Source organism: Pseudaminobacter sp. Soil_N_29, assembly GCF_057656055.1.
The window spans coordinates 898,253-919,682 of the sequence record NZ_JBDGLC010000001.1 but is presented as its reverse complement, the minus strand read 5'-3'; the positions used below and the strand labels follow the sequence as shown (position 1 = coordinate 919,682).

Annotated in this window: 27 protein-coding genes; 16 read left to right on the top strand and 11 right to left on the bottom strand. The window is 65.3% G+C overall.

Annotated elements, in window-relative coordinates:
* Position 1: 1 nt before the first annotated feature.
* Genes rdgB through rph form a run of 3 tightly spaced genes read right to left on the bottom strand, consistent with a single transcriptional unit; the run spans position 2 to position 1,784 of the window.
* Positions 2–649, bottom strand: coding sequence for an RdgB/HAM1 family non-canonical purine NTP pyrophosphatase (gene rdgB, locus AC3A4H_RS04375; protein WP_487765581.1), 648 nt, complete (start codon positions 647–649; stop codon positions 2–4).
* On the bottom strand, positions 650–1,060 hold the full coding sequence (locus tag AC3A4H_RS04370; protein WP_487765580.1) for a VOC family protein: 411 nt from the start codon (positions 1,058–1,060) through the stop codon (positions 650–652). It abuts the gene before it with no gap.
* Between the two features lie 7 nt (positions 1,061–1,067).
* Positions 1,068–1,784, bottom strand: a complete 717-nt coding sequence (gene rph / locus AC3A4H_RS04365; protein ID WP_487765579.1) for a ribonuclease PH — start codon at positions 1,782–1,784, stop codon at positions 1,068–1,070.
* Between the two features lie 145 nt (positions 1,785–1,929).
* Here rph and hrcA point away from each other — a divergent pair, with 145 nt between their 5' ends.
* The 6 genes from hrcA (at position 1,930) to AC3A4H_RS04335 (ending at position 6,834) form a co-directional block, all read left to right on the top strand.
* Positions 1,930–3,000 carry a heat-inducible transcriptional repressor HrcA gene (gene hrcA, locus AC3A4H_RS04360; protein ID WP_487765578.1) on the top strand — a complete coding sequence of 357 codons (1,071 nt, stop codon included), beginning with the start codon at positions 1,930–1,932 and terminating at the stop codon, positions 2,998–3,000.
* A gap of 180 nt (positions 3,001–3,180) precedes the next feature.
* A complete protein-coding gene (locus tag AC3A4H_RS04355) occupies positions 3,181–4,020 on the top strand; it encodes a DUF2189 domain-containing protein (protein WP_487765577.1) in 840 nt (279 codons plus the stop codon).
* A 17-nt stretch (positions 4,021–4,037) separates the two neighbouring features.
* Positions 4,038–4,235 (top strand): hypothetical protein, encoded by a 198-nt coding sequence (locus AC3A4H_RS04350; protein ID WP_348777834.1) that lies wholly within the window; start codon positions 4,038–4,040, stop codon positions 4,233–4,235.
* 95 nt (positions 4,236–4,330) lie between these two features.
* Complete coding sequence (locus AC3A4H_RS04345; RefSeq protein ID WP_487765576.1) at positions 4,331–4,945, top strand: LysE family translocator; 615 nt, start codon at positions 4,331–4,333, stop codon at positions 4,943–4,945.
* A gap of 161 nt (positions 4,946–5,106) precedes the next feature.
* Positions 5,107–6,087, top strand: a complete 981-nt coding sequence (gene cysK / locus AC3A4H_RS04340; RefSeq protein ID WP_487765575.1) for a cysteine synthase A — start codon at positions 5,107–5,109, stop codon at positions 6,085–6,087.
* Positions 6,088–6,213: 126 nt separating this feature from the next.
* Positions 6,214–6,834, top strand: coding sequence for a glutathione S-transferase family protein (locus AC3A4H_RS04335; RefSeq protein ID WP_487765574.1), 621 nt, complete (start codon positions 6,214–6,216; stop codon positions 6,832–6,834).
* 195 nt (positions 6,835–7,029) lie between these two features.
* On the opposite strand, the gene AC3A4H_RS04330 is transcribed toward AC3A4H_RS04335, so the two are convergent.
* Together AC3A4H_RS04330 and AC3A4H_RS04325 are read right to left on the bottom strand one after the other, a co-directional pair.
* A complete protein-coding gene (locus tag AC3A4H_RS04330; protein WP_348777838.1) occupies positions 7,030–7,206 on the bottom strand; it encodes a hypothetical protein in 177 nt (58 codons plus the stop codon).
* Positions 7,207–7,437: 231 nt separating this feature from the next.
* Complete coding sequence (locus tag AC3A4H_RS04325; protein WP_487765573.1) at positions 7,438–8,118, bottom strand: ArsR/SmtB family transcription factor; 681 nt, start codon at positions 8,116–8,118, stop codon at positions 7,438–7,440.
* A gap of 53 nt (positions 8,119–8,171) precedes the next feature.
* On the opposite strand from AC3A4H_RS04325, the gene AC3A4H_RS04320 reads away from it, so the two are divergent.
* The 3 genes from AC3A4H_RS04320 to AC3A4H_RS04310 all read left to right on the top strand — a co-directional run bounded on the left by AC3A4H_RS04320 (position 8,172) and on the right by AC3A4H_RS04310 (position 9,152).
* Positions 8,172–8,390, top strand: coding sequence for a DUF1127 domain-containing protein (locus AC3A4H_RS04320; RefSeq protein ID WP_487765572.1), 219 nt, complete (start codon positions 8,172–8,174; stop codon positions 8,388–8,390).
* Between the two features lie 88 nt (positions 8,391–8,478).
* A complete protein-coding gene (locus AC3A4H_RS04315; RefSeq protein WP_487765571.1) occupies positions 8,479–8,811 on the top strand; it encodes an NIPSNAP family protein in 333 nt (110 codons plus the stop codon).
* Positions 8,808–9,152 carry an antibiotic biosynthesis monooxygenase family protein gene (locus AC3A4H_RS04310; protein WP_487765570.1) on the top strand — a complete coding sequence of 115 codons (345 nt, stop codon included), beginning with the start codon at positions 8,808–8,810 and terminating at the stop codon, positions 9,150–9,152. The genes AC3A4H_RS04315 and AC3A4H_RS04310 overlap by 4 nt, the downstream gene beginning before the upstream one ends.
* Positions 9,153–9,166: 14 nt before the next feature.
* On the opposite strand, the gene mbfA is transcribed toward AC3A4H_RS04310, so the two are convergent.
* Positions 9,167–10,150: an iron exporter MbfA gene (gene mbfA / locus AC3A4H_RS04305; protein WP_487765569.1), complete on the bottom strand. Its 984-nt coding sequence runs from the start codon at positions 10,148–10,150 to the stop codon at positions 9,167–9,169.
* A gap of 156 nt (positions 10,151–10,306) precedes the next feature.
* Here mbfA and AC3A4H_RS04300 point away from each other — a divergent pair, with 156 nt between their 5' ends.
* Positions 10,307–10,624: a hypothetical protein gene (locus tag AC3A4H_RS04300; RefSeq protein WP_348777844.1), complete on the top strand. Its 318-nt coding sequence runs from the start codon at positions 10,307–10,309 to the stop codon at positions 10,622–10,624.
* Between the two features lie 35 nt (positions 10,625–10,659).
* On the opposite strand, the gene AC3A4H_RS04295 is transcribed toward AC3A4H_RS04300, so the two are convergent.
* The 5 genes from AC3A4H_RS04295 to AC3A4H_RS04275 all read right to left on the bottom strand — a co-directional run bounded on the left by AC3A4H_RS04295 (position 10,660) and on the right by AC3A4H_RS04275 (position 15,278).
* The gene (locus AC3A4H_RS04295) at positions 10,660–11,478 is read right to left on the bottom strand and encodes a DUF2066 domain-containing protein (protein WP_487765568.1); all 819 of its coding nucleotides are present in this window, start codon (positions 11,476–11,478) and stop codon (positions 10,660–10,662) included.
* Between the two features lie 64 nt (positions 11,479–11,542).
* Entirely contained in the window at positions 11,543–12,679 is a 1,137-nt protein-coding gene (locus AC3A4H_RS04290; protein WP_487765567.1) for an ABC transporter permease, read from the bottom strand.
* A complete protein-coding gene (locus AC3A4H_RS04285) occupies positions 12,676–13,593 on the bottom strand; it encodes an ABC transporter ATP-binding protein (protein ID WP_487765566.1) in 918 nt (305 codons plus the stop codon). Before AC3A4H_RS04285 ends, AC3A4H_RS04290 begins: the two co-directional genes overlap by 4 nt.
* 30 nt (positions 13,594–13,623) lie before the next feature.
* Positions 13,624–14,568: an HlyD family secretion protein gene (locus AC3A4H_RS04280; protein WP_487765565.1), complete on the bottom strand. Its 945-nt coding sequence runs from the start codon at positions 14,566–14,568 to the stop codon at positions 13,624–13,626.
* The gene (locus tag AC3A4H_RS04275) at positions 14,565–15,278 is read right to left on the bottom strand and encodes a DUF1956 domain-containing protein (RefSeq protein WP_487765564.1); all 714 of its coding nucleotides are present in this window, start codon (positions 15,276–15,278) and stop codon (positions 14,565–14,567) included. Before AC3A4H_RS04275 ends, AC3A4H_RS04280 begins: the two co-directional genes overlap by 4 nt.
* 78 nt (positions 15,279–15,356) lie before the next feature.
* On the opposite strand from AC3A4H_RS04275, the gene AC3A4H_RS04270 reads away from it, so the two are divergent.
* The 6 genes from AC3A4H_RS04270 (at position 15,357) to AC3A4H_RS04245 (ending at position 21,289) form a co-directional block, all read left to right on the top strand.
* Complete coding sequence (locus tag AC3A4H_RS04270; protein WP_487765563.1) at positions 15,357–15,827, top strand: CYTH domain-containing protein; 471 nt, start codon at positions 15,357–15,359, stop codon at positions 15,825–15,827.
* A gap of 49 nt (positions 15,828–15,876) precedes the next feature.
* Positions 15,877–16,722 carry a C40 family peptidase gene (locus tag AC3A4H_RS04265; protein ID WP_348777851.1) on the top strand — a complete coding sequence of 282 codons (846 nt, stop codon included), beginning with the start codon at positions 15,877–15,879 and terminating at the stop codon, positions 16,720–16,722.
* Between the two features lie 73 nt (positions 16,723–16,795).
* Entirely contained in the window at positions 16,796–17,707 is a 912-nt protein-coding gene (locus tag AC3A4H_RS04260; protein WP_348778570.1) for a LysR family transcriptional regulator, read from the top strand.
* Between the two features lie 127 nt (positions 17,708–17,834).
* A complete protein-coding gene (locus AC3A4H_RS04255) occupies positions 17,835–18,992 on the top strand; it encodes an ABC transporter substrate-binding protein (protein ID WP_487765562.1) in 1,158 nt (385 codons plus the stop codon).
* 336 nt (positions 18,993–19,328) lie between these two features.
* Entirely contained in the window at positions 19,329–20,324 is a 996-nt protein-coding gene (locus tag AC3A4H_RS04250; protein WP_487765561.1) for an ABC transporter ATP-binding protein, read from the top strand.
* Entirely contained in the window at positions 20,321–21,289 is a 969-nt protein-coding gene (locus tag AC3A4H_RS04245; RefSeq protein ID WP_487765560.1) for an ABC transporter permease, read from the top strand. The genes AC3A4H_RS04250 and AC3A4H_RS04245 overlap by 4 nt, the downstream gene beginning before the upstream one ends.
* Positions 21,290–21,430: the final 141 nt, after the last annotated feature.

Here is a 21,430-nt window from a genome sequence, read left to right as displayed (position 1 = left end):
TTCACGCCGCGCCGAGCATGGCGCGGGCAAATTTCTGGAAGGCGCGGGCGCGGTGCGACAGCGCCTTGTCCTGGCCCGGCTTCCAGCCGTGCTTTTCCTCGGCCGTCATCTCCCCGAAAGTCTTCTCGTGGCCTTCCGGCAAGAAGACCGGATCGTAGCCGAACCCCTTCTCACCGCGCGGGGGCCAGACCAGCTGGCCCTCGGCCTCGCCGCGGAAATATTCGGTGTGGCCGTCCGGCCAGGCCACGCAGATGACCGCCACGAAGCGGCCGCTGCGGCTCTCCGGCGATACAGCACCTGCCTCGCTCATCGCGTCTTCCGTGCGCTGCATGGCCATGGCGAAGTCGCGGCTGCCGTCGGGCATCTCGGCCCAGTTGGCGGTGTAGACGCCCGGCTGCCCGTCGAGCGCATCCACGCACAGGCCGGAATCGTCCGACAGCGCCGGCAGGCCGGTCGCGGTTGCGGCAGCCAGCGCCTTGATCGCGGCGTTTTCCTCAAAGGTGGTGCCGGTCTCGTCGGGCTCGGGCAGGCCGAACTCCTTCGCCGACTTCGCCTTGAAGCCGAACGGCGCCATCAGGTCGGCGAACTCGCGCAGCTTGCCGTCATTGTGGCTGGCGACGACGATTTCCCGGTCGGTCAGAATGCGCATTCAGATACCCCAGATACGTGGTTCGGCGATCTCCAGCGAATTGCCTGAAGGGTCGCGGAAATAGATGGAACGGCCCCCGTTTGGCCATTCGAAATCGGCTTCTATGGCGACGTTGCTGGCCTGCAGATGGGCCTTCCATCGCGCAATTTCATCGGCGGTGCCCGAAAAGCAGAGGTGGCCTTCACCCACCGTGCCATGCGGCGGCACCGGAAGTTTCGCGTCCGAGGCGGGCGGATGCCGCGTCGCCTCGGCGTTGAACAGCAGGAGCACGCCTTGCCCGCAGCGGAAGAAGACATGCCGTCCCGGCACCTTGGCAATGCGCTCCAGCCCCATCACCTCGCCGTAAAACGTCTCCGCCGCGTCGAGGTCGGAGACGTAGAGGGCGCTTTCGAGGATGCCGGAGGGGCGCATTTTTGCCTCAGGCCACCGCCATCTGCTGCAGGCTCACCAGCCGCGAAATACCCTTCTTGGCCAGCGTCATCAGATTGGTGAACTCTTCTTCAGAGAAGGGCGCGCCTTCGGCAGTGCCCTGGATCTCGACGATGCCGCCCTTGCCCGTCATCACGAAATTGGCGTCGGTGCCGGCCGAGGAGTCTTCCAGGTAGTCGAGGTCGAGCACCGGCTGGCCCTCATGGATGCCGCAGGAGATCGCGGCGACATGGTCCTTCAGCACCTTGGCAACCGAAATCATCTGGCGCGCTTCCATCCAGCGCAGGCAGTCGTGCAGCGCCACCCAGCCGCCGGTGATGGCGGCCGTGCGCGTGCCGCCGTCGGCCTGGATGACGTCGCAGTCGACCGTGATCTGCATCTCGCCCAGCGCCTGCAGGTCCACCACGGCGCGCAAGGAGCGGCCGATCAGGCGCTGGATTTCCAGCGTACGGCCGCCCTGCTTGCCGGCGGCGGCCTCGCGGCGCATGCGCTCGCCGGTGGAGCGCGGCAGCATGCCGTATTCGGCCGTCACCCAGCCCTTGCCGGTGTTGCGCATCCAGCCCGGCACCTTTTCTTCAAGGCTGGCGGTGCACAGCACATGCGTGTCGCCGAATTTGACGAGGCAGGAGCCTTCCGCGTGCTTGGAAACGTTGCGCTCGAACGAGATGGGGCGCATTTCGTCGGGTTGGCGTTTGGAAGGGCGCATGCGGTTCTTTCTTCTTGAGAGCTGTTTTCTAGCCGGCTTGTAGCCTCATGCCGGCCCTGGCGCAAAGGAAAAGCAGCGGCACCGCGGCACGGTTGTGTTCCGGCTGGGTGAATCTATATCTTGATTCCGGAGGTTTGATGAGACCATGACGAAGCCTGTTCTGGATCCAATGTTGCCGTCGCTCGACATGCGTTCGCGCGAGATTTTCCGTCGCATCGTGGAATCCTACCTGAAAGACGGCGAGCCGGTCGGCTCGCGCAATCTGGCGCGCATGCTGCCTTCCAGCCTGTCGCCCGCCACCGTGCGCAACGTCATGAGCGACCTGGAGCAGCTTGGGCTGATCTATGCGCCGCATATTTCCGCGGGCCGCTTGCCCACCCAGCAGGGCCTGCGCTTCTTCGTCGATGCCTTCATGGAGATAGGCGACCTCAGCGAGGAAGAGCGCCGCTCGATCGAGACCCAGCTCAAGGCCGCCGGCAGCGGCGCCACGCTGGAACAGATGCTCATCGACGCCAGCCAGATGCTCTCGGGCCTGTCGCGCGGCGCCGGCCTGGTGCTGGCGAGCAAGAACGAAGTGCCGCTGAAGCACATCGAATTCATCCAGCTCGATCCGCGCCGGGCCCTCGCCATCATGGTTTCGCAGAACGGCGATGTGGAAAACCGCGTCGTCGAGTTGCCCGCCGGCGTCACTGCCTCCCAGCTCATCGAGGCCTCGAACTACCTCAACGCGCATGTGCGCGGCCGCACGCTGGTGGAGGCCAGAAGCGAGATCGCGCGGCTGAAGGAGGAGACGCGCGCCGCGCTGGACGCGCTGTCCCAGGACCTGGTCGAAAAGGGGCTGGCGATATGGGCCGGCGCCGAAACCGGCTTGCCGGCGCGCCTCATCGTGCGCGGCCGCGCCAATCTCCTGGAAAACCTCACCGCCCAGGCCGACATCGAGCTGCTGAAGCATCTGTTCGAAGACCTCGAGACGCAGCAAAGCATGGAGCAGCTTCTCGATCTCGCAGAGGCTGGGTCGGGCGTGCGCATCTTCATCGGTTCGGAAAACAAGCTGTTTTCGCTTTCCGGCTCCTCGCTGGTGGTCGCGCCCTATCGCGACAAGGATGCCCGCGTGGTCGGCGCGCTCGGCGTCATCGGGCCCACCCGGTTGAACTACGCCCGTATCGTGCCGATGGTGGACTACACCGCCCAGCTCATCTCCCGTCTGCTGCGCTAAGGCGGTTCAGGGAAGGCCATCTCGCTCCACAGCGGCGTTTCTCTCATCCCTGAAACGTTCGTGACGCGACAAGAAGCGCCTGAAGGATTATTATCGCTGCCGTGCGGGTCACGGTTCGTCGTGGCGAGAGTTCGCGCGCCGGGATGTACCAGTGGCCGCTCCAACAGTGGAGGAACGGCAATGGCAGGTTTCCACGTCATGGCAGGCGCCACCGAAGGCTATGAACGCATCACGGTGCGCAAGATCGGTTTTGCGGATGTGCTCGACGCGCTTCGACAGGGCGCGCGGGATTTTTGGGAAAAGCCTTCCCACTATGTCTTTCTTTGCGTGATCTACCCGCTTGTTGGCGTTTTCCTGGCGTCATGGACCTCCGGCCGCAACGCGCTGCCGCTGTTGTTTCCGCTGGCATCGGGATTTGCCCTGCTAGGGCCGCTCGCCGCGATCGGCCTCTACGAGATCAGCCGCAGGCGCGAATTGGGCCTTGATGCATCCTGGGGCCATGCGTTCGATGTTAGGCATTCGCCGGCGCTGCCATCCATCGTTGCGCTCGGCATCTGGCTCTTCGTGCTCTTCATCGTCTGGCTGCTCAGCGCCAAGGCGCTCTATGTTTCGCTGTTCGGGCCCGAAGCGCCGGCCTCGATGCGCGTTTTCTTCAACGAGGTCTTCCGGACCTATGCCGGCCATCAGCTGATCCTGTGGGGAAATCTCATCGGCTTCTGCTTCGCCGTGGTGGCGCTCGCCACGACCGTGATTGCCTTCCCGCTGCTGCTCGATCGCGACGTCGGCGTGGTTTCGGCGGTGGAGACATGCGTGCGCACGATTCTGGTCAATCCGCTCCAGATCCTGTTCTGGGGGCTGGTCGTGGCGGTCTGCCTGGTCATCGGCTCGCTGCCCCTATTTGCGGGCCTTGCGGTGGTGATGCCGATCCTCGGGCACGCCACCTGGCATCTCTACCGCAAGGTGATCAGTCCGCGCTCCCGCACGGTGGTAACCTCAGAGAGCTATTCGTCCGTGAGCTGAAGCCTTTGGAGACGCCGATGGCACTGGAAGAACTCAAGGCGCAGATCGGCTATCTCGTTGGCCAGATGGTCGACCGGCCCGAAGACGCACACGAAATCTACGAGCGCATCCGCGAGAAGCTCAACGAACTGCGCGCCATGGGCATGCCGCTGCCGGCCGACCTGGTCGAACTGGAGAAGCAGCTCGACGCCAATTTCGGCACTGCCAACGGCTGAGAGTATCCGGCGGCGGGATACGCGCTGCCGCCGGCAAATGGCGTTGCCGCGCTGGCCCATTCCCAAAGCTGCGGCCGCGTGCGATACGCTGTCCCATGACTCTTGCCGGATTCCTTGCCTATAGCGGCGCGCTCGCCGTTGCCGCCGCCATTCCCGGACCCGGCGTTACCGCACTCGTGGCGCGCGCACTCGGTTCCGGTTTCCGCTCGTCGCTGGCCATGTCGCTCGGGCTGATCTGCGGCGACCTTACCTATCTCACTGCAGTGGTGCTTGGGCTGGCGCTGGTGGCGCAGACCTTCGGAACCGTGTTCCTGGTCATCAAATGGCTGGGCGTGGCCTATCTTGCCTATCTTGCCTGGACTTTCTGGCGCAGCGGCATCACGCCCGAGAATGTCGAGGCGCGCAAGGGCAAGGGCGGCATGTTCAGCGCCTTCCTTTCCGGGCTCACCGTCACGCTGGGCAATCCCAAGACAATGATCTTCTATCTCGCGCTGACGCCGACGCTGGTCGACCTGCGCACTATCACGCCGTTCGACTATGGCGTGTTGGCAGTGATCACAATTCTCGTGCTTCTGGTCGTTCTGGTGCCCTATCTGGCGCTGGCGGCCAAGGCGCGCTGGCTGCTCCGAACGCCGCGTGCGCTCAAGGCGCTGAATCGCACCGCCGCGGCCTTCATGGCCGGCGCGGCTGCAGCCATCGCGGCCCGCTGAGAGCAGTCTTTCCGGAACTGCGTTCTCTTCTCTCTCAGTCGCTTGGAATTTCATTCTATGCGGCAGGGCTTTTCTGCATGCCCGCCACTCGGTTTTTGCCGGCTGCCGCCCTATCCTTTGGCAAAGAGAATTTTCAGGCAATCCATAGTGGAGCAGTACCCATGAACAAGCCCGCCCTCAACACGCGCGCGCCCGGGCGCGGCCGCATCTACGGCTCGATTACCGAGACGATCGGCGACACGCCGCTGGTGCGCCTCGACAAGTTCGCCAAGGAGAAGGGCGTGGTGGCCAATCTCCTCGCCAAGCTGGAGTTCTTCAATCCCATCGCCAGTGTCAAGGACCGCATCGGCGTGGCCATGATCGAGGCGCTGGAGGCGGCGGGCACGATCACCCCCGGCAAGACCACGCTGATCGAGCCGACCTCGGGCAACACCGGCATCGCGTTGGCCTTCACGGCCGCGGCCAAGGGCTATCGCCTGATCCTGACCATGCCGGAAACCATGTCGCTCGAGCGCCGCAAGATGCTGGCGCTGCTGGGCGCCGAACTGGTGCTGACCGAGGGCGCCAAGGGCATGAAGGGGGCGATTGCCAAGGCCGATGAGCTGGCCGCCACCATTCCCGGCGCCATCATCCCGCAGCAGTTCGAAAACCCGGCCAACCCGGAAATCCACCGCCAGACGACGGCCGAGGAGATCTGGAACGACACCCAGGGCGAGGTCGACATCCTGGTTTCCGGCATCGGCACCGGCGGCACCATCACCGGTGTCGGCCAGGTGCTGAAGCAGCGCAAGCCCGACGTGAAGGTGGTGGCAGTGGAGCCGGATGCCTCGCCGGTGCTCTCCGGAGGCCAGCCGGGCCCGCACAAGATCCAGGGCATCGGCGCCGGCTTCGCGCCGAAGGTTTTGGACACATCGATCTATGACGAGATCGTGCGCGTGACCAACGAAGACGCCCTGGCCGATGCACGGTTGGTGGCCCGGCTGGAGGGCGTGCCGGTCGGCATCTCATCGGGCGCGGCGCTGCATGCCGCGGCCATCATCGGCGCGCGGCCGGAAAATGCCGGCAAGAACCTCGTCGTGGTCATCCCCTCCTTCGCCGAGCGCTACCTGTCCACGGCCCTGTTCGAAGGGCTGGGCGGCTAGGAGCCCGGGTTACAGTACCGCTGGACCGCTGAAAAAACCGGTGTGGCGCGGTGGCCGCCCGGTTGAGCGGGGGCTCGATAGCGATCAAATCTCCCCGACCGGCGATCGGCCGGTGGGAGGAACTTCATGTACAGACTCTATACGCGCCCAGGCAGCGGCGGCTTCGTGGCCGAGGCGGCATTCGCGCTGGCCAATGTGCCCTATGAACGGATCAACGTGGCCAGGTCGGAGGCTGCCGATCCGCAGTTCCTGAAAGTCAGCCCGCTCGGCCAGGTGCCGGCGCTGGCGCTGCCCGAAGGCGGCACGATGACCGAAACCGCAGCCATCTGCATCCTGCTGGGGGAGCGCCATCCGGAAGCGGGCCTCGCGCCCGGCCTCGGCGAGGAGGCGCGCGCCGATTTCCTGCGTTGGATGGCCTTCATGTCCTCCGCGCTCTACCCCGCGATCCTGCGCCTCTATTACGCGCCGCGCTATACGGCCGATCCCGACGGCAAGGCCGCCGTCGAGGCATCTGCCCTGGCGGAAATCGATCGCGGCCTTGCCATCATCGACCGGTCGCTCGAGGGCCGCGGCTGGCTGGCGGGCGACAGCCTCTCGCTGGCGGATGTCTATCTGCTGATGCTCTATTCCTGGCACCCGCAGCCGGAACAGGCGCGCGCCGCGCTGCCCAATGTCGAGCGGCTGTGCAACGGGCTGCGGCAGCATCCCGTTCTCGGCGCGCTCAACGCCGATCACGACATGTGGTGATTTGAGGCCGGGCGGCGGCTACGGCCGCTGCCGAACGGCCATGTCTGGTGGCGTTCGTCGCCGCCGAAAGATTGTTTAGCCGGGATGGGGGCGTTTTGGCTGGCAGCGCTGCTGCGGATCGCGCCGGGCTTGGCCGCGCGCGAAAATGGCGGTCAAGCGCCGGGGCGGGCGCGGGCGGAGATGCGCCCGTGGCGATCAGAATTCAGGGCGAAGCCGTTCACTGAAAGAAGGCCGCACATTGGGCTTGGCGTTGCGGCGGCGCTCGCAGGCCGGGCCGGGACCGCGCATGTAATGGCGTTCCGGACGGTAGGTCGGAGCGATGAATTCGCGCAGCGCGATTGCGTAGCTGATGATGCGATTCCAGAGAGCCATGTCTAAAAATCCCAGTCCGTCGGAAGCCCCCTTCCGAATGCAGACCAATGATAGCGTGCGGTCGTGAATAGTCCGTGAACGCGTTGTTAATCTTTGCCCGAAAAAGCCTCCAATCGTGGCCGAAAAGAGGTGGTTTCGCGCTCTTTCGCCGGCGGTCGACGCCTGGCGGCAGAGTGTGCCTTTTACGCAACGGAATGCGGGCTGAATCCGGCCCGAGACCACAGGAAAAAATCAGGGCAGAAAAGTCTTCTCGAAGGCGCGTCTGCCGGGCGGGGAAAAGATGATTGCGCGGCTGCCCGCTTCCCGGCGCGCCCATTTCTCGGCAAGGATCCTGTCGAAGATCGCCGCTCCCAGCGAGCCCGCCAGATGCGAGCGCCGGACGCTCCAATCCAGGCAGGCTCGGCAGACCGGGCGGCGCGACTTTCCAAGCTGGTCCGGCTCGATGCCGACGGCACTGAAGAAGGACGGGCCGGCTTCCCCCAGCACGATGCGCTCGCCTTCGCGGCTCAGGATGTTGCGGGCGAGAAAACCGTCGAGCATGGCCACCGCATGGTCGCCGGCGAGGTGGTCGTAGCAGATGCGCGCCTCGCGCATCGTTGCCTCGCGCGGGCCGGGGCGCACCCGCTTCGGCCCGGCAGCGGCCGCCACGCCCATGATCGATTCCAGCATCGCCGCGACCTGCGCATTGGCAAGGCCGTAATAGCGGTGGCGGCCTTGCGCGGCGAGCGACAGCAACCCGCCCTCCAGCAGCTTTGAGAGATGCGAGCTTGCCGTCTGCACGGTCACGCCGGCTTCCAGCGCCAGCTCGCTTGCGGTCAGCGCACCGCCCCCCATCAGCGCCGTCAGCATGTTGGCGCGGGCGGGGTCTCCCACCAGGCTTGCGATGCGGGCTATGTCTGGGCTGTTTCGCATGGTTCGATGCTAGTCGAAGCATTCATGTCGGGCAAGCGGCTATGGTCGCCGGCATGGACATGAAGACGGACATCGATGACGCGAGCGCCGAGGGCGCATCGCCGGTGGAGAACCGATCAAGGCGCCCGGCATTGCGGCGGCTCTCTGTCTGGTGCGAGCGCTGGCGGCAGCGCCGGCATCTCACCGAACTGGACGACCACATACTGCGCGACATCGGCATTCCTCCGGGCATGGTCGAACGCGAACGCGCCAAGCCGTTCTGGCGCCGCTGACCAGCCTGACACGAATTCGCCGCCGACGCTTCGTTCCGCATCGAAGCGTGGCCGGCATTCAAGGCATCGTTCATGGAAAGGAGACGATATGAGCATCACCTGCTTCATCCGCTACGAAATCGAGCCGACCGGAAAGGCGGATTTCGAGCGCTATGCGCGCAACTGGGGCCAGGCCATCCCGCGCTGCGGCGCCGACCTGATCGGCTATTTCGCGCCGCACGAGGGCTCGGCCACGACAGCTTACGCGGCCTACACGCTCGACAGCCTCGCGGATTACGAAGCCTATCGGTCGAGGCTTGCCGCCGACCCGCTCGGCCGCGAAAATTATGCCTTCGCGCAGGAGAAAAAATTCATCCGGCGAGAAGACCGCATCTTCCTGAAGCTGGTCTCGGCCCCGCATGCCGCGCTGGTGCGTCCATGATCGCGGTGATCTTCGAGGCCACGCCAGCGGCCGACCGCTACGATGCCTATCTCGGCATCGCCGCCGAACTCAGGCCGCTGCTCGCCGGTGCCGACGGGTTTGTGTCGATCGAACGGTTTCAGAGCCTGTCCGATCCCCGCCGCGTGCTCTCGCTTTCGTTCTGGCGCGACGAGGAGGCGGTGAACGCGTGGCGCAACACCGAGGAGCATCGACAGGCGCAGAAGGCGGGGCGCGCAGGCATATTCGAGGACTACCGGCTGCGCATCGCGCATGTGCTGCGCGACTATGGCATGGCCGAGCGCGGCGAAGCCCCGGCCGACAGCCGGGGCGTGCATGGCTAAGGGGCTTGGGCTCGCTAGGCGTTGCCGATCAGCACGCCTGCGGCCAGCACCAGCGCGCCGCCCAGCACAACTTGGAACGTGGCGCGTAGCCAGGGCGTTTCCATGAAGCGGTTCTGGATGAAGACGATCGCCCACAATTCGAAGAACACGACGATCACCGCGATGGTCGTCGCGGTCCAGAAATCAGTGATCAGATAGGGCAGGGCATGCCCCAGCCCGCCGATTGCCGTCATGATGCCCGAGGCCAGGCCCCGGATCAGCGGCGAGCCGCGGCCGGAGATCTTGCCGTCGTCATGGGCGGCTTCGGTGAAGCCCATGGAAATGCCCGCGCCCACCGACGCCGACAGGCCGACGAGGAAGGTTTGCCAGGTGTCCTGCGTGGCGAAGGCGGCGGCGAAGATCGGCGCCAGCGTGGAGACGGAACCGTCCATCAGCCCGGCCAGGCCCGGCTGGATATAGGTCAGGATGAACTGCCGCCGCTCGGTCGCGCCTTCCTCGGCGAGTACCTCGTCGGTGAGGTGCTTGCGGCCGAGACGCACCGCCAGCGATTCATGCGCCTTTTCAGCCGCCGCAAGGTCGCCCAGCAGCTTGCGGGTGGAGGCGTCGGTCGTGTGCTTGATGGCCTCCATGTAAAAGCGGTAGGCCTGCTCTTCCATCTGCTCGGCCATGGCGCGCACCTTGTCCAGCCCAAGCGGCCGCACCAGCCAGTCCGGCTTGCGGTCGTAATAGCCGCGCACATGCTCGCGCCGGATCAGCGGAATACGGTCGCCGAAGCGCTTGCGATGCAGCTCGATCAGCGCGGCCCGGTGGCCGTCCTCTTCCTCCGCCATCTCCTCGAACACCTTGGCCGAGTCCGGATATTGTTCGGCCAGCCCGTCGGCATATGCACGATAGATGCGCGCGTCGTCCTCCTCCGAGGAGATCGCCAGCGCCAGGATTTCCTGTTCCGAGAGGGATTCGAACGGGCGGCGGCCAATGCCGAGTACGCGGGAAAGCATGAGTGGAATCCATTAGTTTAGAATGGTTCTAAACTATGTGACGCTTACGGCCCGGTCAACGGCCGATATGAGGCCGGATCAAGAAATCGGGATCGGTCTTTTTATAGCTATACCTTCGCCTATATGGACCGGATGCACCGATGGAAGGATGGTCCGATGCCGGCCATAAATACTGCTATCGACACCACGCTCGTCCTCGAACTCATCACCAGCATCCAGGCCGATCTCGACCGGCTGAGAGGAATGCTGCAGCCGCCGGCGCAGGAATTCGACCCCGCCGACCCGCGCAACAAGACCTGCGACGGCAAGCTGACGGCGGACGGCGTGGAGTGCTGCTATCGCCTGTTCGACGCGGGCCATAGCCGCTACTCCGTGGCGCGGGCGATGAAGATTTCTTTTGCCGCCGCAACCCATCGTCTGAAGGCTTGGCGCAAGGCAGGCGGCCAGCAGCGCCAGCGCGTGCGGCTTGGCTGAGGCTTGAACCGAGCGAGCCACCGCCGCTCGGCCGTTCACTTCACGAGGTCGGCGGGCTGGCCGTTTCCGGAGAGGATCTGCGCCGCGCCGCTGACCACATTGCGAAATGCATCGTCGAAGCCCACGCCACGCGCCTGCCAGCGATAGGTCTTTCCCTGTGCTGAAAGCCGCCACTGCGCAACCCAGCCCAGCGCCTCGTCGCTCCAGGAAAGGGTGCCGGCTACGACCAAATCTGAGCCTGCCGTCTTCGCGATCCGATCGAGATTGCCGGTCTGGCCGTCCGAAGCCTCAGCAAGAACGGCTTGCGGAGGCAGAACGAAGGGCAGGGCGGAGCGATCCGCCGCAGCGGCCAGTGCGCCGCGCATGTCCTGGTCGCGGGCGTCGGCGCTGTCTTCGGCCAGTGTGAAGGTCTTGCCTTTCATGTCCCTGATGCCGACGAGGAGAACAATGCGCGGGCGGGGCGTGGCCCATGGCCGGCGGCCCAGGCTGGCGAGCAGGGCGTCAATCTTCTGCCGGTCGAAATCGCAGGTCAGATCATGCGGCCTGTCATAGCTTCCCTGTTCGTCATGGAGCGGTATGCCGCCGAGACGGTCGCGATAGCTGAAACCGGTCACGAATGAAGCCGCCTTGCCTGCCAGCGCAGCCACCTTCGGATCGTCCGTCAGGCGCGGGTCGCCCGAAACCTTGGCCACCACATCCTTGAGGCACAGGGCAAACCCGAGCGCCCGGCGTTCCTCTCCCTGTCCGCTGACGACAGCTTTCGCCTGGTAAAGTTCGTCGGCTACCGCGTGGAAAGCGGGCAGCACAGCCGCTAGCAGGGCAACAAGGCAGCAAAATCCTGAACTGCGAAGCATTGCGGTTCTTCCCCCGCCGACGTCGCCCGAGAACTGAAGCTGTTCCGGCGCCGCGGAGTTTGCCTCAATCCAGCGTGCGGCGGAAGCGCAGCAGCGCCATCGTCGCAAACAGCACCACGAAGACAAGCAGCGCCACCACCTCGCTGGCGATCGCCTGGAAGTCGGCACCTTTCAGCATCACGCCTCGAACGACGCGCAGGAAGTGGGTCAGCGGGAAGATCTCGCCGAATACCTGCGCCCAGTCGGGCATGCCGCGATAGGGAAACATGAAGCCCGACAGCAGGATCGACGGCAGGAAGAAGAAGAAGGTCAGCTGCATGGCCTGCATCTGCGTGCGCGATACGGTCGAGATCGTGTAGCCGAGCAGCACCAGCGCCAGCACGAAGATCAGGACGCTCGACAGGAGCAGGGTCAGCGAGCCGATGAACGGCACGCCGAACAGGAGCTTGGCCGCCACCAGCACCACCACCATCTGCACGGCCCCGACGACCAGATAGGGCAGGACCTTGCCGAGCATGATCTCGGCCGGGCTTGCGGGCATTGCCAGCAGGTTTTCCATGGTGCCGCGTTCGGTCTCGCGGGTCAGCGCCATGGCGGTCATCATCACCATGGTCATCTGCAGGATGACACCGAGCAGCCCGGGCACGATGTTGTATTGGGAGATGATTTCGGGGTTGTAGCGCCGGTGCACGATCACCTGCAGCTGGCTCTTGTTGGTCTCGTCGGCCGCCTCCTGCATGCCCTGCTCGCGCAGCAGCGCCTGGCTGGCCACGGTGCCGAGCGTCGATATCGCGCCGCTGGCCGCCGCGGGGTCGGTGGCATCGGCCTCGATCAGGATCTGCGGGTTGTCGCCGTTGTCCACGCGCCGGGCAAGGTCCGACGGAATGGTGACGACGAAGGAGACCGTGCCGTTGGCGATCAGTGCCTCGGCCTCCGCGGCGCTGCGCACGACATGGTCGAAGCGGTAGTAGCCGGTCATCTCCAGCGCCGAGACCATGGCGCGCGTGTAGTGGTCGTTGCTGGTCGTCACCAAAGCGGTCGGCAGGCTCTTGGGGTCGTTGTTGATAGCGTAGCCGAACAGCAGCAGCTGCATCAGCGGCACGCCGAGCATCATGGCGAAGGTCAGCCGGTCGCGCCGCATCTGGATGAATTCCTTCATCAGCAGGGCGCCGAGCCGGGCGAAGGAAAACACGGTGTTCATCTGCCGTTGCCCTTCGCCTTGCCCATGAACTGGATGAACACATCCTCCAGGCTGGTCTGGCCGGCCTCGACGGTGATGCCGTCGCGGCGCTTGACGTGCTCCAGCGCCGTTTCCAGCTTAGCCCTGTCGGAACCAACCACGTGCAGGGTCGTGCCGAAGGGCGCGACCTGGTCGACGCCGGGCATGCCTTCCAGCTCGGCCGCCACCTTACCTAGCCGTGGTCCGGTGACCACGAAGGTCGTCAGCCCGGCGGCTGCGATCACCTCGTCCACCGTGCCGGTGGCCAGCATCTTGCCGAAGGAGATGTAGCTGATGCGGTGGCAGCGCTCGGCCTCGTCCATGTAGTGTGTCGAGACCAGCACGGTCAGGCCCTCATTGGCGAGACGGTGGATCTCGTCCCAGAACTCGCGCCGCGCCTTGGGGTCGACTCCCGCCGTGGGCTCGTCAAGCAGAAGCAGCTTGGGCCTGTGCATGATGCAGGCGGCAAGCGCAAGGCGCTGCTTCCAGCCGCCCGACAGGGTGCCGGCCAATTGATTGCTGCGCGAGACCAGCCCGAGCTCCTCAAGCGTGCGGGCGACATGCTGCTTCACCGGCTTCAGCCGGTAGAGCCGCGCGACGAACTCCAGGTTCTCGGCGATCGTCAGGTCTTCGTAGAAGGAGAAGCGCTGGGTCATGTAGCCCACCTCGCGCTTGATCTTCAGCGCCTCGGTGCGCAGGTCATAGCCCAGCACCTGGCCGCCGCCCTCGTCGGGGGTCAGCAGTCCGCACATCATGCGGATGGTGGTGGTCTTGCCGGAGCCATTGGGCCCAAGAAAGCCGACAATCTCGCCCTCGGCTACGCTCATCGACACATGGTCGACCACGGTGTGGGTGCCGAAGCGCTTGACCAGCCCGGTGACTTCGATGGCGTTCATGGCTTTTCGTGCGCCCGTCTCATGGCTTTGCTATTGGCTCGCCAGGTCCACGTCGACGATCTGGCCCGGCTGCAGCGGAGTGTGGGTGCCGATCGGCCGCGCCTCGATGAGGTAGACGAGCTTCTGTCGCGTCTCCAGCGAGTAGATGACCGGCGGGGTGAATTCAGGGTCCGGCGAAACGTAGCTCACCCGCGCCTGGAGCCCGGAGGGGCACCCGTCGCAATGGACCGAAAGCACGTCCCCGAACTTCACAGCCGAGAATTTCTCCTCCGGCACGTAGACCTTCAGCTTGACCGCGTCGTCCGGCAGCATCGAGATCACCGGCGCGGAAGGGCCGGCGAGATCGCCCGGATTCCGGATGACATCGGTGACGCGGCCCGGCGCGGGCGCGGTGATGGTGCGCTTTGAAAGGCGCCAGCGGGCCTGGTCGAGTTGCGACTGCGCCACCTTCACGGCATTGTCCGCGGCCTTGATCGTCTCCGGCCGCGCGGGCAGGCGGCCCACCGCCAGGTTGGCCTCGCTCTGGCCGATCGCCGCCTCGGTCACCTCGACCTGGGTGGTGGCGTCGTCCAGTTGCGCCTGGGTGGCGAAGCCATGCTTGTTCAGGTCCTGCGTGCGAACCAGAGTGCGCTTTGCCGCCGCCGCTTGCGCCTTGGCCGTGCGCACTGACGCTTCCAGCACTGCGATTTCTTCCGGCCGGCGGCCGACCAGCAGGTCGGCCAGCTGGGCCTGCGCCTGGGCAAGCGCGTCTTCCGCCTGGGTTACCGCGATCTTGGCGTCGGTATCCTCGGCAACCGCTATCGTCTGGTCTTTCTCGACCCGGTCACCGCGCGCGACTGCAAGAGAGTGCACCTGTGCCACTTCGATCGGCGCCAGCAGCACGAAGTCGCCTTCCACATAGCCGACTGCAAGCGGAGTGGTGCCGCAGGCCTGCAGCAGCGAGACAATGACTGGAATGGCGCAAAGCAGGCTCATGATGTCTTGTCTTTCGGCGGCGTCATTTCGTGGAATGCCAGCATCGCGGCGAGGTTGTTCTTGGCCACCGCGGCCACCGCAGCTGCCTCCGCAGGCCCGATGGCGGCCCAGCCCATGCGCCGCTTCACCGCCTCCTGGCCGATGCGGAAATAGATGACCTGGCCGATAAGGGTGAAGACCGTCAGCTTGGTCCTGTCGCTTTCGGCCGCATCGCCCGTGGCGGCCTCCCAGATGGCGCAGAGCCGGCGGTGCAGCGGCTCGAACACGCCGGCATAGATGCGGTCCAGCGCTGCGGTGGGATGCGAAAGCTCGCGCAGCAGGAACTGCACGATCTCGCCCGCTTCGGGGCGCGCGACGATGAATTGAACCATGCGCTCGATCGCCCCGCGCAACTGCTGGCGCGCGGCTTCCGCCGAGGCCGGCGCCTCGCCCACAGGCGGAACGCCATCCAGTGCCTGGGTGGCGACGCGCTGGATGGTCTCCACGATGTAGTCGGCCGCGCCCAGCCGCAGGCCTTCCTTGCCGCCGAAATGATAGGCGATGGAGCCGATATTGGCCTTGGCGAGTGCCGCGATCTCGCGGGTGGAGGTGCCGTCAAAACCCTTGGCGCCGAACAGTTGCAGCGCCGCATGCACCAGGGCGGTGCGGGTCTGGTCGCTGGCGGCGGAGGTGGCGCTGCGTGCGCGCCCGTTTTTCGGCTTTCGGTCCATGCTGCGTTTTTAATCAATCGATTGATTAATTGCAAGCCCGTCTTGCTCCGCTGCGCCGCTTGGGCTTTATTCTCGCGCATGGCGAAGGAAATCGAACGCAAGTTCCTGTTGGCGGATGAAGGCTGGCGCGGCTCCGCGTCGTCGTCTTCGTCGATCCGCCAGTTCTATGTCGCCGCAGCGCCCGACCGCACGGTGCGCATACGCATTCGCGACGGGCAGGCGCTGCTGACGCTGAAGTTCGGGGCTCAGGCGAAGGCGCGCGACGAGTTCGAATATCCGATCCCACTGGCCGAGGCCGAGGAGATGCTGGCCTTCGCACTGGGCAATGTCATCGAGAAGACCCGCTATCATGTCCGTCATGGCGGTTACCTCTACGAGGTCGATGTCTTTGGCGGCGACCTGGAGGGGCTGGTGCTGGCCGAATTGGAGACGCCCGACGAGGTGCCTGATGCCGCGCTACCGTCCTGGGTCGGGCGCGAGGTCACGGGGCAGGCGGCCTACTACAACGCATCGCTGGCGCTTTCGGGCCGGCCGGCGGAGCCTTCATGAGCAGTCGCATCGATCCGCCTTTCCGGGCCGACCTCTGCGGAGCCCGGCAATGACTGCCGCAACCGACACGCTGCTGGACCGGTTCGGGCGCTGGCTGGCCGCGCGGCTGCAGCAGGAATCCTCCGGCTACGAGCCCTACACGCCCTCCGACCCGGAGACCCTGCACCGCGTCTTGCAGCCGGGAGACGTGCTGCTGGTCGAAGGCAACCAGAAGGTCTCGGCGGCTATCAAATATCTTACCCAGTCCACCTGGTCGCACTCCTGCCTCTATGTGGGCGACGCCCTGCCGACGCCGGAAGACGGCTCGGAACGGCCGCGTCTGGTCGAGGTCAATCTCGGGCAGGGCTGCGTGGCGGTGCCGCTTTCGAAATACCGCACCTACAACACCCGCATCTGCCGGGCGCGCGGCCTGACACCGGAAGACCGGCGCGAGGTGGTCGAGTTCATGATCTCGCGTCTGGGCCTGAGATACGACATGAAGAACATCTTCGACATGCTGCGCTATTTCCTGCCGACGCCGCCGGTGCCGGTGCGCTGGCGCCGCCGCATGATCGCCTTCGGTTCGGGCGACCCCACGCGCGCAATCTGCTCCTCGCTGATCGCCGAAGCCTTCGGGCGCATTCGCTACCCGATCCTGCCGCGCATCACGCCAGCCCCCGGCCGCGCCGCGGCGCAGTCGCGCTACATGCGGCAGGAGATCCTGCACATCCGCCACCACTCACTCTATACGCCGCGCGATTTCGACCTCTCTCCCTATTTTCAGGTGGTGAAGCCGACGCTGGAATATGGCTTCGACTACAAGAAGCTGAGATGGGGAGACATCGCCAAACCGCCCGTCGCGCCGCCTGCTTCGGAACCCAATGCACCCGAGGAAGCTGCGGCGCTGGAGGCCTGAGCCTGCGGTTTCGAGCTTCGTCGCCTCCGCGCTGCCTCTTCCCAAGCGCTATGCGCCCGTGTTTAGTCGCGCCATGGCGTTCACGATCAGGCAGTTGCAGTTTTTCGTCGCGGTGGCCGAGCAGGGCACGGTCTCTGGCGCGGCGCAGAACCTTTCGATCTCCCAGTCGGCGGTTACCGAGGCGATCAAGGATCTGGAGCGGGACCTCGGCGTCGAGTTGTTCGAACGCCATCCGCGCGGGCTTACCATCACCCACAAGGGCCACCAGTTCCTGCGCCACGCCACAAAGATCCTTGCCAATGTCTCGGATGCGCGGCGCACATTCACCGAAACGCCGGAACGGGTCGGCGGCCGCCTTCAGCTCGGCGTCACCTCGCTGGTGGCCGGCTATGTGCTGTCCGATCTGCTCGCGCGCTACCGCCGCGCCTTTCCTTCCATCGAGGTCTCGGCCATCGAGGACAACGGCGACTACCTCGAACACCTGCTGATCGGCGGCGAACTCGACGTCGCCGTCATGATCATCTCCAACCTGCGCGACCGCATGGCTCTGCAGGCCGAGATCCTCGAGGTCTCGCCCTACAGGCTATGGCTGCCGCTCGGCCATGCGCTGGTCGACGCCGACATCATCGGCATCAACGACATCGCCGCCGAGCCGCTGATCATGCTGACGGTGGACGAGATCGAGGAAAACACCGGCAAGCTGCTTTCGGCCTTCGGCGCGCGCCCGCATGTCGCCTTCCGTACCCGCTCGGTGGAGGCAGTGCGCAGCCTTGTCGCCACCGGGGCAGGCGTCACGCTGCTGCCGGACCTCGTCTACCGGCCATGGTCGCTGGAAGGCGACCGCATCGAGTCGCGCGACATTTCCGGCTCGCTGCCGGCGGTGCAGGTCGGCATGGTCTGGCGGCGCGGCTCCACCTTGCCGCAGGCAGCGCGCGATTTCATCGGCGTGGCGCAGTTGCAGCGACAAAGCCGGCAGCGGGCCTGACCTATCGGAAAAACCGATATCGTCTTTCTGATAAATCCGTTTGCGAATGCTCCGCTTTCGGATCAACTTCTCATCCAGGGATCAGTGCCGCCGTCCAGAGCGGCCACACAATGGGAGAGAAGAAGACATGAAGTCGTTTCTGAAGACGTGTACTGCAATCGCAGTTGCGATGAGCTTTTCCGGCCAGGTCGTGGCGCAGGAAATGCTCAAGGAACTTGGCAAGGGCGAAGGTCAGGTCAATATCGTCGCCTGGCCGGGTTATATCGAGCGCGGCGAAACCGACAAGGCCTATGACTGGGTCACGGATTTCGAGAAGCAGACGGGCTGCAAGGTCAACGTCAAGACCGCCGCCACCTCCGACGAAATGGTCGCGCTGATGAACGAGGGCGGCTTCGACCTGGTCACCGCCTCGGGCGACGCTTCGCTGCGGCTGGTGGCCGGCAAGCGCGTGCAGCCGGTCAATGTCGATCTCATTCCGAGCTGGAAGACGGTGGACGAACGCCTGCAGAACGCGCCGTGGTTCACGGTCGACAACGTCCATTACGGCGTGCCCTACCAGTGGGGCCCCAACGTGCTGATGTACAGCACCCATGTCTTCAAGGAAGCGCCCAAGAGCTGGAATGTCGTGTTCGAGCCGATGGATTTCCCGGACGGCAAGTCCAACAAGGGCCGCATCCAGGCCTATGACGGCCCGATCCACATCGCTGACGCTTCCAACTATCTCATGGCGCACAAGCCCGAGCTTGGCATCAAGGACCCCTACGAGCTGAACGAAGACCAGTACAAGGCAGCGCTCGACCTGCTGCGCGTACAGCGCACGCTGGCCGGCCGCTACTGGCACGACGCCATGATCCAGGTCGACGACTTCAAGAACGAAGGCGTGGTGGCCTCCGGTTCGTGGCCGTTCCAGGTCAACCTGCTGAAGTCGGAAGACCAGCCCATCGCCTCGACCATTCCGGAAGAGGGCGCCACCGGCTGGGCCGACACCACCATGCTGCATGCCGACGCCGCCAACCCCAACTGCGCCTATATGTGGATGGAGCATTCGCTGTCGCCCAAGGTGCAGGGCGATCTTGCCGCCTGGTTCGGCTCCAACCCGGCCGTACCGGCCGCCTGTAAGGGCAACGAGCTGCTGGGCGACGAGGGCTGCAAGACCAACGGCTTCGAAGACTTCGCCAAGATCAGGTTCTGGCGCACGCCGGTGGCCAAGTGCGCGAGCCAGGGCGAGTGCGTGCCCTATTACCGCTGGGTCTCCGACTACATCGCCGTGATCGGCGGGCGGTAAGCCTTTTCACCTCCCCTTGTAGGGGGGAGTGGTGCTCGCCGCAGGCGATCAATCGACAAAGATTTGTCGATTGAAACCACGAACGCCCGAAGCGGAAGCGAAGGGCAAGATCGCAGCGCCGGGGTGGGGGTGCTTTCGCACCTGCATTTCAACTTTACCCCCACCCTCGCCTTCGGCGCGATCTCCCCACAAGGGGGAGGTGGGCGTTGCGTTTCCATGCTCCCTCCTCTCCCAACGGGGAGAGGGTGGCCGCCCCCGGGTCTTGCCTTTGGCGAGCCCTAGGACAGGCTCCGCGGCCGGGTGAGGGGGCTTGTGTATCAAGAAAGCTAGACAAGCATGACCTCAGCCGTTTCCTTCGAAAATGTCTCCCGCCACTTCGGCGCCGTGCGCGCGGTCGATGCGGTCGATCTCGACATCAGGCCGGGCGAGTTCTTCGCCATGCTCGGCCCTTCGGGCTCGGGCAAGACCACGTGCTTGCGCCTCGTAGCCGGCTTCGAACAGCCGACCGGCGGCAGCATCAGGATATTCGGCGAGCGCGCCGAGGGCGTCCCGCCCTATCGCCGCAACGTCAACACCGTGTTCCAGGACTACGCGCTGTTTCCGCATCTCAACGTGCTCGACAACGTCGCCTATGGGCTGATGGTCAAGGGCGTTTCCCGTGCCGAGCGCGGCAGGCAGGCGGAAGAGGCGCTGAAGCTGGTGCAGCTTCCCGGCTATGGCGCGCGCAAGCCCAGCCAGCTTTCCGGCGGCCAGCGCCAGCGCGTCGCGCTTGCCCGCGCGCTGATCAACAAGCCGCGCGTGCTGCTGCTCGACGAACCGCTCGGCGCGCTGGACCTCAAGCTGCGCGAGAACATGCAGGAGGAGCTGAAGCTCCTGCAGCGCGCGCTTGGCATCACCTTCGTCTTCGTCACCCACGACCAGGGCGAGGCGCTGTCCATGGCCGACCGCGTCGCCGTGTTCAACGACGGCCGCATCATGCAGGTCGGCACGCCGCAGGATATTTATGAGCGGCCGCAATCGCGCTTCGTCGCCGATTTCGTCGGCTCCTCCAACGTGCTGCCGCCCGATTTCGTCGCCCGCCATGGCGGCGCGCGCCGCTGGGCGAGCCTGCGGCCCGAAAAAATCCGCCTTGGCGACGGCACCGGAGCCGGCGTGTCCGGCACGGTGAAATCGCGCAGCTTCCTCGGCGCCACCAACCGCATCGCCGTCGAGGCCGAGGGCGTGCGCCTGCATGTCGTCGCGCCGGCCGGCCTGCCATTGCCGGATGACGGCGCCGACATCCGCCTCTCGTGGTCGCCCTCCGACCTGCACCTGATGGACGAAGCGTCATGAGCGCGTCCGCCGTCATCTCCGCGCGCGCCGCGCCCGCCATCCTGCCCAGCCGGGGCGGTATAGCGGGTACCCTCTCCGACACTTTCTGGCGCCGGCCGAAGCTGCTGCTGTTCCTGATGCTGCTGCCGCCGCTGCTCTGGCTCGGCATCGTCTATCTCGGGGCGCTGTTTGCGCTGCTGTTGCAGAGCTTCTTCTCGATCGACGAGTTCTCCGGCCTCATCGACCGGCAGTTCACGCTGAAGACATATGGCGACCTTCTCCAGGCCGCCAATATCGACATCATCCTGCGCACCGTCACCATGGCGGCCAGCGTGACGCTCGCCTCGGCGGTCGTCGCCTTCCCCATCGCCTATTACGCGGCCCGCTATGCGCGCGGCAAATGGAAGGCGCTGTTCTATCTCGGCGTCATGCTGCCCTTGTGGTCGAGCTATCTGGTCAAGGTCTATGCCTGGAAGCTGATCCTCGCCAAGGAAGGCATCCTGACCTGGCTGTTCGACAAGCTGCACCTCTCCTGGCTGCTCGATGCCTGGCTGTCGCTGCCCTATGTCGGGGGCAACTCGCTGTCGGTCTCGTTCACCGGCACCTTCATCGTCTTCGTCTATGTCTGGCTGCCCTTCATGATCCTGCCGATCCAGGCAGCACTCGAGCGCGTGCCGGGCAATCTGGTCGAGGCCTCGTCCGACCTCGGCGCCTCGCCGGGCCAGACCTTCCGCAACGTGCTGTTTCCGCTGGCGCTGCCGGGCATCGTGGCGGGCTCCATCTTCACCTTCTCGCTGACGCTGGGCGACTACATCATCCCGCAGATCGTCGGCACCTCGCGCCTGTTCATCGGCCAGGCCGTCTACGCCCAGCAGGGCACGGCCGGCAACATTCCGCTGGCCGCCGCCTTCACCGTCGTCCCGGTCGTCATCATGGGTTTTTATCTGTGGGGCGCCAAGCGCATGGGGGCTTTCGATGCGCTGTAGTCCATGTGAACTGACCCCCACCCCTAACCCCTCCCCACAAGGGGGAGGGGAACCTTTCCGTCGCGTCCTCCACATCTACAAGCCGCGGACGGGAAAAGTTTCGCGCAAGCGAGTGTGTCAGAAATCCCCCTCCCCCTTGTG